The sequence below is a fragment of the Carnobacterium sp. FSL E2-0243 genome, assembly GCF_038003605.1.
Classification (GTDB): Bacteria; Bacillota; Bacilli; order Lactobacillales; family Carnobacteriaceae; genus Carnobacterium; species Carnobacterium maltaromaticum.
On record NZ_JBBOPM010000003.1, the window covers coordinates 23,603 to 35,795 of the forward strand.

General features: G+C 31.9%; 12 protein-coding genes. 1 reads left to right on the plus strand and 11 read right to left on the minus strand.

Annotated features, from left to right (window positions below):
* Position 1 precedes the first annotated feature (1 nt).
* The 10 genes from MHI00_RS17250 to MHI00_RS17295 form a co-directional block, all read right to left on the minus strand.
* Positions 2 to 634 carry a hypothetical protein gene (locus tag MHI00_RS17250; RefSeq protein ID WP_119907186.1) on the minus strand — a complete coding sequence of 211 codons (633 nt, stop codon included), beginning with the start codon at positions 632 to 634 and terminating at the stop codon, positions 2 to 4.
* A 23-nt stretch (positions 635 to 657) separates the two neighbouring features.
* On the minus strand, positions 658 to 2,073 hold the full coding sequence (locus MHI00_RS17255; RefSeq protein WP_119907185.1) for an FIVAR domain-containing protein: 1,416 nt from the start codon (positions 2,071 to 2,073) through the stop codon (positions 658 to 660).
* A gap of 37 nt (positions 2,074 to 2,110) precedes the next feature.
* Positions 2,111 to 3,130, minus strand: coding sequence for a hypothetical protein (locus tag MHI00_RS17260; protein WP_162922035.1), 1,020 nt, complete (start codon positions 3,128 to 3,130; stop codon positions 2,111 to 2,113).
* Positions 3,131 to 3,175: 45 nt separating this feature from the next.
* On the minus strand, positions 3,176 to 3,445 hold the full coding sequence (locus MHI00_RS17265; RefSeq protein ID WP_035063698.1) for a hypothetical protein: 270 nt from the start codon (positions 3,443 to 3,445) through the stop codon (positions 3,176 to 3,178).
* A gap of 23 nt (positions 3,446 to 3,468) precedes the next feature.
* A complete protein-coding gene (locus MHI00_RS17270; RefSeq protein ID WP_035063697.1) occupies positions 3,469 to 3,774 on the minus strand; it encodes a PrgU family protein in 306 nt (101 codons plus the stop codon).
* A 72-nt stretch (positions 3,775 to 3,846) separates the two neighbouring features.
* Positions 3,847 to 6,834, minus strand: a complete 2,988-nt coding sequence (locus tag MHI00_RS17275) for a SpaA isopeptide-forming pilin-related protein (protein WP_119907183.1) — start codon at positions 6,832 to 6,834, stop codon at positions 3,847 to 3,849.
* Between the two features lie 154 nt (positions 6,835 to 6,988).
* On the minus strand, positions 6,989 to 8,044 hold the full coding sequence (locus MHI00_RS17280) for a hypothetical protein (protein WP_119907182.1): 1,056 nt from the start codon (positions 8,042 to 8,044) through the stop codon (positions 6,989 to 6,991).
* A 13-nt stretch (positions 8,045 to 8,057) separates the two neighbouring features.
* Positions 8,058 to 8,240 carry a hypothetical protein gene (locus MHI00_RS17285; RefSeq protein ID WP_119907181.1) on the minus strand — a complete coding sequence of 61 codons (183 nt, stop codon included), beginning with the start codon at positions 8,238 to 8,240 and terminating at the stop codon, positions 8,058 to 8,060.
* Positions 8,241 to 8,297: 57 nt separating this feature from the next.
* Positions 8,298 to 8,519, minus strand: a complete 222-nt coding sequence (locus MHI00_RS17290; RefSeq protein WP_119907180.1) for a hypothetical protein — start codon at positions 8,517 to 8,519, stop codon at positions 8,298 to 8,300.
* A 394-nt stretch (positions 8,520 to 8,913) separates the two neighbouring features.
* Positions 8,914 to 9,216, minus strand: coding sequence for a hypothetical protein (locus MHI00_RS17295; RefSeq protein ID WP_119907179.1), 303 nt, complete (start codon positions 9,214 to 9,216; stop codon positions 8,914 to 8,916).
* A gap of 783 nt (positions 9,217 to 9,999) precedes the next feature.
* Between MHI00_RS17295 and MHI00_RS17300 the strand changes: the two genes are divergently transcribed.
* Positions 10,000 to 10,911, plus strand: coding sequence for a helix-turn-helix domain-containing protein (locus MHI00_RS17300; RefSeq protein WP_267898262.1), 912 nt, complete (start codon positions 10,000 to 10,002; stop codon positions 10,909 to 10,911).
* Positions 10,912 to 10,960: 49 nt separating this feature from the next.
* Here the strand turns inward: MHI00_RS17300 and MHI00_RS17305 are convergent, their stop codons facing one another.
* Positions 10,961 to 11,911: a helix-turn-helix domain-containing protein gene (locus MHI00_RS17305; protein ID WP_119907177.1), complete on the minus strand. Its 951-nt coding sequence runs from the start codon at positions 11,909 to 11,911 to the stop codon at positions 10,961 to 10,963.
* Positions 11,912 to 12,193: the final 282 nt, after the last annotated feature.

Here is a 12,193-nt window from a genome sequence, read left to right on the forward strand (position 1 = left end):
ACTATACAAATAATTTTTTCACGCTTCCTTCAGGAACAAAAAAAGTGTATTGATAGCAATAGCGTAAATGAGAGCTAATAAAAGTATTAAATTCATTTTCTAATAATTTTGACGCGAATTTATATGCTTTTACCTCAAGTCTAGGTTTCTCATCTTCAAATTTATTAATTTGACGGTAAAAAAACTCACTCTCATTTTCTTTTTCGTATACTCTAGTCTCATTCCCATTTTTAGATTTGGTAGAAAAATGAAAGGTTTGTTTCCTCCTACCTCTGATTTCACTAGTAATAATAAGAAAAGTTTTCTTTTCATGTTCTTGTAAAACATCGGTTAATTCTAAAGTCTCATCTATTTGTAGATTATAGATTTGGTCTTTATTTTCCCTAAAGAATGTTTCCTTTTTATTTTTATTCGAATTTTCTAAATAACTTATTCTTAAAACCAAAGCTACTAAATTGAACATACAAAGAAATGCTGAATTAACAGCCATTGTATACTTATCAAGTTCAACAGCTATCATAAAGAAAATGAAAAATATAACCACTAATGAAGGTAGAATATAGTTTAATTTCTTAATAGTGTCATTTTGCATTTTTTCGTTTTTATATTTCTCCCATTTCAACTCAATATCCATAAGTCATACCACCTCTATAATAGTTATTCTTCTAAACTTTCTTCTTGAACAGGCTGTTCAATTTCTTCCAACTCTAGCTGGTTTAAAGCTTCTTCAATTAACGCAACTGAATTGTTTACGTCCTCTTGTGTTGCATTATCATCTGAAGTAATCCCCTGCAGGCTATTAATTACCTGGTCTAATATAGTAAGCGATTCAACCGTATAAAGGTTTCTATCAATGCTATTTGCACGTTCTAAAGCTGATAGCAACGCTGTTTTATCTGCTTTTTTCACCAGCTGGCTTATTGCCTGCTCTAGTGAGCTTTGTTGCGCTTCGACTTCAGCCTTTGTTAAATCCTCTCTAGTAACCAATTCTTTGGCTAACTGCAATTCAGAAGCTAATACAGCATAACTATCAGGTGTGTAGTCGGTTTCTGTTAAAGCTTCAGCTTGTGCAATAACCCGATTCAGGAATACTAAACTTAAAAGTGGCTCGTCATGCTTAGTTAATTGGTCAATTGCGCTTTGTAATGCCTGCACTGCTTCATCAACTTGTACCTGGCTTACTTCAGGATTATTTCTGATTGCTACTGTTTTACTGTGCGCTACGTCAGCAATTGCTAATGATTGTGGTGTATAGATTTCTTTATCAAGTGAATTGTAATAAGAAATTGTTCTTACTAACTGTGTTTTGTCCCCTTTTAAAACAAGCTCATAAATCGAGTTTTGGAGTCTTTGTACTTGAACATCGACTTGCTCCTGGCTTGCGTTCGAATCAGATAAGATACGAGAAGATACCAACATTTCATTACTGAAATGTCCGATACTAATAGATAAATATAAATTTAATTGAATTGATTTTGACTCTTCATAAAGACTAGATAAAACAGTGTAGTCAGTTGGAATTTCTTCAGGGTCTGTTGGTTCGGTTGGGTCTACAGGGTCGGTCGGCTCAATTGGATCAATTGGTTCTATAGGTAAAACAGGTTTATCAGGATTTGTTGGTTTTTCGTTTTCATCAGGATTTTTCGGAACACTTAGTTTTTCAGGTGTTTTATTATCCAGCTGTATCAAATTGTTATTTTTTTCATTTTGTAATGCTAGTAATTTGTTTTGTTCTTCATCAACACTATTTTTTAAAGCCAACAATGCCGACTCTTTTTCGTTTTGGTTTGAGCTAGTCAGCTCTTTAGGTGGCATAATACTGCTAATTAGGTTTGATTTTTCTTTATCTCCACCAGCTGTTGATTTTGTAATTACGGATTCGTTTTTATCATTCGGTACAAAAGCGTCAACAATTTTTTTCGGTGTTTTATCGTCCTTTGTGGACTCTTTAACTGCCTGCTTAGTATTTACCGTTTCATTATCTAAAAGGCTGTAGGTCGCAAATACAGCACCCCCTAATACACATGATGATACTAATGTTATAACTGCTAATTTAATTTTTTTATTCTTCACTTTTTTTCCTCCTCGATAGAGATTAATTTTTTATCAATTACAAATTCTCTAAATTGTCTTTAGCTTCAAAAAGGCTATCAATCGCCTTTTCAATAGCTTGTTGGTTCTTTATAGGGTCTTTTTGCATTTGTTCAATGTCTTTTTCTTTTTCCTTTATAAAGAGGGTTAATTGATTAAATTTGTAGATATATTGCTCTAATTCAGTGCTATTAATTTCCTGGTTTATCTCTTCAGCTTTTTTTAGGTCGCCTTGTTTCAAATAAGAATAGCCTACTAAGATTAATCGGTTTTTTAAGTTACTGAAGGCTTTTTTATCTTTTTCAAAGATTTCAATTGCCCTGGTAAAATCGTGTTCTATAACTGCTAAATCAAACGTTCCTAGAATTGACTTATACACCTTGTTAAAGTCCTTTAAGTCTTGTATCGCTTCACTTCCATTTGCAGAAACACTGTTAAAAATTTCATTTTCTATTTCCTCGACCTTTTCAGGATAAAGTTTACCTGCTGTTAAATAATCCTGTTTTTTCATCAAATCTGAATACGTTGGTTTTTGGTTAAAAAATAGAGTAGCTGCGATTGCAATTGTAACGATTAAAACTAGACCAACACCGCCAATTATTAGTTTAGGATTCAACTTTATATGTCTTGGCTCTCTTGGTTCTTTTTGTATTTTTTGCTTTTTTTCTTTCGGGCCTTTAGGCTCCTTCAGCTTTTTTTCTTTCACTATTTTTTCTTTTTTCGCCTTGATAGGCTCGCCTGTTACTCCCTGAAGCCAATTTAAAAACTGTTCTTCATTTTCTCCAATGTCTGAACTTTCTTTCATTTCAGATTCAATAATTGTGTAAAGAGAAAAGCTTTCATAAGGAAACTTTAAGCTAGATGAATATATAACTCCGTCATTAAGCTGGATAGAGTAAGCACATGACGCTTTCCACTCTTCATTTAAACAGCGGTCATTTTGCCGATTTAGAATTTGTAACGCCTTTTCAATTTGAATTGGTTTTCCTGTTGGTACTTCCATATTTTCAATCTGATCAAAAATAAAAAAGACGGTCATTTTTCCACCTTCTTTCTCTATTTGTAATTTTTATAATTATTTGTTCTAATTTGATTCTAGTTTTACAGAATAAACAATTTGAGTCGGTCTGCTTAAAGAAAATTTCACTCGATACTCTTCGCTTTTTAATGAGACGATATAAAAGTCGTCAACATCTTCATAAAAATAAGTAAAATCATTTGACGCACAATTAAAAAAATTTTTTATCGCTTTTCTTTCTCTCATTGATTGGATTGTTCCCAAATTTGCTACTTGATAACCAGCGCCAATCCCAACACAAAAAAGTAACAATGAACTGATAACATTTACTATCATTTTTTCACACTCTTTCCTGATTTTTATTTTTTATTCTGTAAGCCTTGTTGAATATCAAGCCTTGTCCATGTTGACGTAACGACGAATTTTGCAAGCTTTCCGTCATTCGCTTTCAGTCGAAAATCTAATCGTATAGACTGTATATCAATTTTTACTGTTTCTTTGCCCTTTACTAAACAAATAGTTGTAATATTTTTTGTGTTTTCTTCAGTTAATAGATTATTGCCAATCATTTCAATTACCTTGTTTGTTTTTAAATGAATTTTTCTTAAAGTATTACTTCTAAATTCAAGTTTTACGTCTCTGGCATTTAAATAAAGTTCGGTCATACTATCCCCCTCGTTTCTAAAAAGAAAAAAGCGTATAAAATATATACGCTTTATCCGTTATTTTCTATTCAATTAAAGCTGTTCAACTGGCTGTAAGCCACTATTTTCAGCTGTATTAGTTAAATAAGCTAATTCTACTTTTTCTAGCAACCGTATAGCTTTTTCATTTTCTAAACCTATTTTACTACCAGTCTCAATAATTCCCTCAACGAGTAAAGTAGCAACTTCACATTCCACTTGATCTTCAGTTTCAGAGAAAATACTTTGTTCTCCGCCAAACCCATAAAGTGCAACTTTTTCCATCAATTTATTTTTTTCTTTTTTCATACGATTATTTCTAACTGCGAATCCAACAGCAACTAAACCAATAATTAATAAGCCAATAAGTGCAAAGCTACTTACTTCTTCGCCTGTTTGTGGCAATACAGCTTTAACAATTTGTCTTGGTGCCACTGTTTTAACTACTTTTGTTGGTACTGGTGTTGGAGTTGGTGCTGGAATTGATGGTACTACTGGTGTTTCAGGGATAGTTGGTACCACTGGTTTTTCTTTATAAAATAAAGTTTGTCCGTAATCATTTTTACCATCATGTTCAGTGTAAGGTTTTTCCCCTTTTTCAAAAGATTCTTCACTGTCATATGCTTCTTCATAGAAGTAAACATTTTCTTTTTTAATTGTGCCAGCTGGAATAAATGTTTCAATCACAACGATTCCATTTTCATCAAGTGTTTTTTCACCTTTGGCTTCATAGTAAATGGTTCCAGTTTTTTCACCAATTACTTTAGTGACAAAGAATTTTGTATCATTATCATAGTCTTCATTGCTGATTTTGTCGTATAATTTATTGTCGACATCAGGATCAAAATCTTTTCCGCCATTTTCAGCATAGGCTTGTGTACCCATTTTTGGAGTTTTTTCTTTCTCTATGATTGGAGCGTTGTTCCAATCGGTTGTTGTTGTTTCTCCATCTTTAATGGTAATAATTTTAACTTCACTTTCACCATTACTTTGTCCGAATCCATCAGGGAATTTAATTTCTGTTACTTTATAATTACCTGCTGGTAATTTAAACACATTTCCTAATTCAGAAGAAGTAAATACATAGCTCACATCTTTGTTATGAGTTGAAATTCCTTCAACTAAGAAAACCGCTCCTTCTAAGCCAGTTTGAGTAATTTCGTTTAATTTATTAAAGTCCCACTCACCTGTTTTTAATAGGTTATCAATTGTTCCTAGATCAAAAGTAATTAGTTTTTCTGTGTTTCCTCCGTAAGGAATTGCAAACGTTGTTTGAACGTCACTTGGTTGGCGATAATTAGCTGGTACGTTGCGTTCTACTAATTGATATTTATTTTGTGCGCCAATATAAAGTTCAACATTAGAGCTAAATTCACCTTTAGCATTTGTTGTAACTGTATCTACAATTGTTCCTTTAGTTTCTGCTACAGTTGATAAATCAGGTAGTGTAATATCTGTTAAGGCTACAATATCAAAGATAATATTTGCTCCTGGGTGTGTATCATGAACTGGTTTGTTTTGTGCTTCTGTTTCTTCGGGATTGAAAACTTCAATTTGTTTTAATCCTTTAACTTTTCCTTTTTGAATCGTATTTGAAAGAGTTAATTTTTGTGTTTCTCCTGCGACAATTGTAAGAGTGTACTCTTTAGTATCTAAAACATAACCTGGTGGGTTTGATGTTTCTTTCACCTTGATTACAGTATCATGTAAAATATCTTTAAAACTAAATTGTCCGTTTGAATCTGTTGTTGCTTCTGTTACTTCACCGTTGATAGTAACTGCATATTTAACACCTGCAATTGGTAAATTTGTTTCTTCTGATACTTTTAAGAACTCTGCATTACCAGTACGTGCAAAAAATTTAGCAGAAAAACTTAATGTATTTTGTGGATCAATATACCATTTGCCACGTCCTAATGTTTGCAAATTTCCATCTGAAGGTTTTGTTAAAATCGGTTGCCATTTTCTCATTGAACCTTGCATAGCTCCTGAAGCAAAGTTATTTGTGTATTTCATGTCGGCTGTTAGGTAGAAAGTATCTCCGCCTTTAATATCAACTGTTCCATTCGTTAATGTCCCACCACCAACTAAATGAAAAGTCATTCCTGCTGGTATATTTAATTTGAAAATGTTTCTTGAATCACCATTTAATTTAATATTTTCGGTTCTTTGTTCACCATTTACTACTGAAACAACAGGGTTAACTGTTGAAAAACTAGCAGAGGGGTCAGGTAAGCTATTTGTTGCTACTTTATTTAAAAGTGCTTCTGCTTCTGGTGTATTGATTCCTGAAGCTACACCAGTGTAAAAGTAGCTTAAAACTAAACTAGTAGCTGTATATCCTTGTGCAAAATCTGTAAAAATATTTTCAGCACCATTCCAACCATAATAAAGTGTTTTAGCAATATTTGCATCGTCATATGGTGCTTCCTCGGCAGGAGTGCCCGATGGTGGAGTTGGTTTTGCGTGTTCAATACAAAAAGCGTCTTCGCCATTCACTTTAAAGTGTCCTACAATATTATATCCATAGATTACTTGACCTAAATATTCAATTGTTACGCCTGCTCTCATCATGCGAGCATATCCGCCATTAGCATTTCCTTGAATCATTAATTCTTGCAAATCTTCATTTGTAATTTGTTCTTCTGTTTTATAAAATGCTTCTCCATCTAGTAATGGTGTTCCATTTTCATTAAAAGTAATCATTTTTGCACTTGGTTCAATTGTTTCAAAAACTGGTACTTCAACTGGTAAAGTTGGACTATCATTAGAATTTTGGCTTTCCCCAATGGTAGTTTCATTTATTTTATTTTGATCGATTGGATCTTCTATTTCACTAGAAATTTGTGTATCATTATTTTTTTCAGTTTCAACTACTGAAGAATCGACGTTTCTTCCTTCTACTTGTTCAGTAGTAGCTTGATTTGAATTAGAGCTTGCTTGGTCTGCAAGTACCGTCATACTTGGTATAAATACATTCGCTAACATAAATACTACTGTTAATTTAACCCATAAATTTTGGATTGTTTTTGATTTTTTCATTAGTACACCCCATGTTTTTATTTTTTAGTCTTCACTGTTTCTGTTTTTACATTTATTTAATTGTTGGTGCTCGTATTTGCATATTAATCCTCACTTTCTAGGCAATAAAAAAAGACGACATCAATTTTTGATGTCGTCTTTTTTATTTAAATTTTTAATTGTAATCCCAATCTCCACCTTCCCATTCGTTATGGGTTCCTGTACCATTATCATTATTTTGACCATTGATGACTCCGCCTTCACCATTAGGTGTTCCATTCCATGTAGTACCAGGTGAGGGATTTGACGGTTGGACAGGCGCTGGTGCTGATGGTTGTTGTGTAGCTCCACTGTTGCTGTTATTCCCTTGAGAACCGCCAGTTGGTGGCGTGCTATTACTAGAACTATTGTCCGTATAGCCTGCATTTGAAGAGTTGTCACCATTTTGTACATTTGAATTATTAGTTGCTGCGCTAGCTTTTTCTTGTTCCGCTTTAGCTTGAACTTCTTGTTGTGCCTGCACTGCTTGTTCTTCAGCAACTACCGCTTGCTCTTTTTCAGATAATTTTGTATCGACAAGAACTAGTTTTGCGGTTAGTGATTCTTTTAATGTTACTTGTTTAAGTGCGGTAACATTATCTAAAGCCGTTTGATACGCTTCTCTCGTCACATCATCTTTAACAGTCTCTTTATCGAAAAAGCTGTTAACTTGGTTCTCAACATCTTTAGCTTGTTTAAAACTTGCTTTAGCAACATTCAACTTTTCAGTCTCTTTTTTTGCAAAGACTTCCTTTTTATCTTGCAATTGTTTAATTAGATCATTTAATTTATCAAAATCTTTTTCATTTAGTGTTGATTTTGCTACGCCTTCACTCTCATACATGCCAGCAATAGTATTCTTGACGTAAACCATTTGAGGTGCTGTTACTAATTCATAAAGCTTTTTCCTCGTTGCTTTATTCATTTCACGACCTAACTTATTAGCTGTAAAGCGTTTTGCGTCATCAATAGTCTTTTGTTCGACATTGTCTTTAACGTCTGTGTACGTCTTATCAGTGTATATAGTAGCTAAATAGCCATCAACACTTTTTTCAAGTTCCTTATCTGCTTCATTTTTCTTCTCTTCAGTTTTAACTGCGCTGTTTGCTTGTGCAACATAAACACCGCCACCAACAATTCCAATTGCTAAAACACCTGCGCTAACCAACATAATTAATTTTTTCTTTTTCATTTTTCATTCTCCTTTAGTTTTTAAATTTGATAAAATCAGGAATACTATTCTCGTATTCCCCAGGTTTCAAAGCTAGATAATAGGCTTCTTTAAAAGTCACTTGATAAGAAACATCTTTATCTAAATATTCAATTATTTTTCCATTTCCATCAACAAACTTTAAAATAAAATTTTTATCCACTATTGCTACGCCCATAACAAACGCTCCTTGTATAATGTATTTAATTCAAGAAAAAATAGTTTGTCAAAACTATTATACCATTTGACAATTATTTTTATAAGACAATAAATCTTCAACTTCTTCACAAGATAAAACCTTTTGCACTCTATTGAATGCTGATAGTACAATTTGCTTAGCTTTTTCTTCACTTGTTCCAAAATCCAAAACAATTGATTTGTTAATTATTTTTTTATCAGTTGTTAAAAATGAAACAAAAAATGTTGTTTTATCTTCCCAATGATCCTCTACCCTCATTTGTAATTGCTCCCTCCATTAACCTTTTATTTTTTAACTGATTCTGTGATTTACATTGAACTCTAGTATTATTTATTAATTTTTTTTTGGTCTATTTCGTAGTTTGTGGCAATACTACGAACCTTTATGCACCAACAGTTTGAATAGTGTTTTGTGTAACTCCTACTCAATTGGTTCAACGTATTAAATCCAGTTTGTGGCTTCTTCCTGGCAACCTGCATTAAATTTTATAGACCTCTGTTGACTTGCGAACTAGTCGCCTTCTACCCTACCAGCGTTCAGTAGTAACATTTCTAAACAGTTATTGAAATGCAGTAGGAAATTTGCTTTATGTAATTGTCAAAGGGCATTTTTGCGAGTTCAACCGCAAATCACAAAATCAGTTTTATATCTATTATGCTTTAACAGTCTTACGCTTTTTCTTTCTCACAAATCTTACAGCAACTAACTTTCGACCTTTTTCTTTTCTCTTTGCTATGATTTCGTTATTTTTTCGTACGTTTTTAAAGTTCTCATAGATTAAAGCAACTGACTTTTCACCTGCTTCAGGATTATAAGCAAACCCCCTACCAACATACACATATTCGGTTTTATCAAATAAATAGTATGTGCAACCAATTTTTGAAATATCCTCAACTGTTAACTGCTTTCCAAATACTTCTCGGTGTGTTTTAGTATTATAATTAATCAGCGTCATTTTAAAGCCTCCTTTCTTAGTTTAAATTAGTAACGAGCAAACAAACAAAAAGAGGGGACTATCACAACAACAGAATTGTTAGTGATAGTCCCCTCTTAAAACTAATATACACAGCACAAATAGTGAGTAAAAATTTAGAATTTTTCTGAATTTTTTGCAGTAATCATAAAATCAAATAAACACTTTTATGAGGAATTGCAACAATTCAATAGGAAAAACTGACTAAATTTGTTATACTAATATTCGTGGCTATGAACAATAGTCACAATAGGAGAGCCATTCTAAACGTCGTCTGTTTAGAAAAACTAGTTAAATTTCGTACTGTGCTGATCCTAGGGTTGGTAGCCCTGGAGGAGCAGTTCGGAAAAGTAGCTAGGCTCTTCTTTTTTTTTGTTTGTTTAAACTCGTTGTACAAAGCATACCATTAGTATTTAAATCGGTCAACTAATTAATTGATTTATAACCACGGTAAAACAACTGTCCAAATATTAACATGTGCAAACGCACTAATAAATCTCTCCATATTTTTCACCTCCATATTTTATTTACTTCTTACATATTTATTATTCTACTTTATAATAATATAAATACAGATATTTTAAAAGGCAATGGGTACTTCTTACCCACAATTTCCTAATATTTTCTCATATTTCGATAAAAAACACCTTTTTTATAATAAAATCGCATTTTCATGGGTAACATGTACCCATTGCATTGACAATATAGTATAATTGTAGTAGGGATTTCAAAAAAGGGGGAACTATTATAGATATTGGACTATTTATTAAAGAAGTTCGCATAAGTAATAATATGACGCAAGATGACCTTGCTGATAACATCGTCACTAGAAAAACACTTGCAAAGATTGAAAATAATCAAATATCACCAACGTTAGAAATATTAACTCAACTTTTTAATAGATTAGGTTTTGAACTATCTGAACTTAATCATATGCTGAAAAACAATTTTGAACATACTTATCATAATTTAAAAAATGAGTTTATTAGACTGTTACAGACTAGTGAAACTGTCTGTAAAAATGAGTGGATTAATTTTGAAAAAAAATTATCAAATGAAAAAAAATCAAATCAATGGGTATTAAATTTATATTTGGTATTTAAAAGCAGGTTTGAAGATTCGGATTTCATTGCACCTCTTACCGATTTAGAAATAAGTGACATTCAGGATCAATTGCTTTCAAAGTCAATTCATTCACTTACAGACTATAAAATTCTAGGTAACTTAACAACACTGATTCCATTTGAAATAATTGAAATGCTTTATTCTCATTTATTCCCTGTTAAGTTACCTGAAATTAGGAATGATGAATTTAATCAAGTGGTTATTCAGGCTTATAACAATATTTTAACTCAAACAATAAAATATGACTGGCATATCAAAACTAAATATTATTTAAACGAAGTTAGAAAAGAACCGCTAGCTAATTCCGATTATTTGTGTAAATTACAAATATTTTATTTAGAACAACTTAGTCTCTTTTCAGAAACTGGAAATCCCATATATAATTCAAAAGCCTTTTATTACGCTAACATAGCTAAAGATTTAGGTGATAATTTACACTATGAATCATTAGTTGCTGAATTAGAAAAATTTAGTAATAAAACCATTACTCTTTTACCAGAGATCAAAATGCCAATGATTAAAAACAGATTGATAAATCCGTCGTCTGACTAGTTCTTAAGACAATACATTCTTAGTATTGTCTTTTTTTGCTATTAAAAACCTATTCATTTTGTAGATAATTGTGTATTGGAACTTTTAGATTATCAGAATTTACACTAGTATTTAGTGCGTTTTTTTCAAGAACCATATTTTCAAATGTTGTATACAAAGCTTTGAACATATAACTTTCAATTTGTTTTATTTTGTCATCTGTTTTGATTTTATGATATAAGCGCCTTAAAGTCTGTTCAATGTCTTCTTGCCAGGCATCACTTGAATCTACTAGCAATATTGTATTGTAATCATTTTGAGCTTTCTTCTTAGCTCGTAGTATAAGTCCAATTGTATTTTCAGCTTCTTTAGTCGTAGCACTGAACAATCCAATTAATTCCAAAATGTCTTCAGACAAAAATAGTTGGTCTCTTTGAGTTTTTGCAAATTGTGTCAACAATTCAAGTTGTTGTTTTTTCTGCTTTTCCGTATCGGTTTTTGTATCTATGTTTGTATTTGTTAATTTTAAACTGTTAATTTTAGTATTGTTAATTATATGTCCTTCATTTTGAAGGGTACCCCCTCCTTCATTTTGTGGGATACCCCCTCCTTCGTTTTGAAGGGTACCCCCATGCTGTTGTTCACTAAGAGAATTGACTTGGTCAATTTCTTTTGATTGTTGAGGATTTGAAACAAGAGTGTACACATTTTTAATAATCATACCTTTAGCGTTTTTTACTTGTTTTACAGTTAAAAAGTTGTGATTGATTAATAGTTTTCTGTGCTTGTAAAATCTATTTTCACTGATATTTAGTTCTGAAAGTATTTTTTTTAAGCTTGGAAAAGCGCTAGAACCTGCACCAGCAAAACTTACAATATATGCATAAATTGCTTTAGCTTCGATTGTTAATCTGGAATCTTGCATTACAAGTTTAGGCATAATTCCATATCCTTTAGCGTTGACCCCTTCGATTTCAAGAATATCAGGAAGGTTTTCTGTAGGTAATCTGTTATCAGTCATACTATCGCCCCTTTTGTTTCTTTTGTAGTTATATATTTAAATGTCATTTTTGTTCTCCTTTTAGCTTTATAATTTTAATTCCATTTTTTCGATAGAGAATCTCTCCATGATAGAATAACCTACAAATATTTTTTTGTAAACAATCATTTTTCTATGTTATCATATCATCATATAGCTATATTTCTATATATGATGATAGATATAAAGGTAAATTTCTCTATATGATAATGTTTGTCTAGAAGATAGCTGATAAGATAGAAATGTTTTTAAATGGACGTTTGA

Bases quoted from the DNA above. Each gene is read 5' to 3' on its own strand.
- MHI00_RS17275 (WP_119907183.1), bottom strand. From the start codon at position 6,834: ATGAAAAAATCAAAAACAATCCAAAATTTATGGGTTAAATTAACAGTA.
- MHI00_RS17285 (WP_119907181.1), bottom strand. From the start codon at position 8,240: ATGGGCGTAGCAATAGTGGATAAAAATTTTATTTTAAAGTTTGTTGAT.
- MHI00_RS17295 (WP_119907179.1), bottom strand. From the start codon at position 9,216: ATGACGCTGATTAATTATAATACTAAAACACACCGAGAAGTATTTGGA.
- MHI00_RS17270 (WP_035063697.1), bottom strand. From the start codon at position 3,774: ATGACCGAACTTTATTTAAATGCCAGAGACGTAAAACTTGAATTTAGA.
- MHI00_RS17280 (WP_119907182.1), bottom strand. From the start codon at position 8,044: ATGAAAAAGAAAAAATTAATTATGTTGGTTAGCGCAGGTGTTTTAGCA.
- MHI00_RS17265 (WP_035063698.1), bottom strand. From the start codon at position 3,445: ATGATAGTAAATGTTATCAGTTCATTGTTACTTTTTTGTGTTGGGATT.
- MHI00_RS17290 (WP_119907180.1), bottom strand. From the start codon at position 8,519: ATGAGGGTAGAGGATCATTGGGAAGATAAAACAACATTTTTTGTTTCA.
- MHI00_RS17305 (WP_119907177.1), bottom strand. From the start codon at position 11,911: ATGACTGATAACAGATTACCTACAGAAAACCTTCCTGATATTCTTGAA.
- MHI00_RS17250 (WP_119907186.1), bottom strand. From the start codon at position 634: ATGGATATTGAGTTGAAATGGGAGAAATATAAAAACGAAAAAATGCAA.
- MHI00_RS17260 (WP_162922035.1), bottom strand. From the start codon at position 3,130: ATGACCGTCTTTTTTATTTTTGATCAGATTGAAAATATGGAAGTACCA.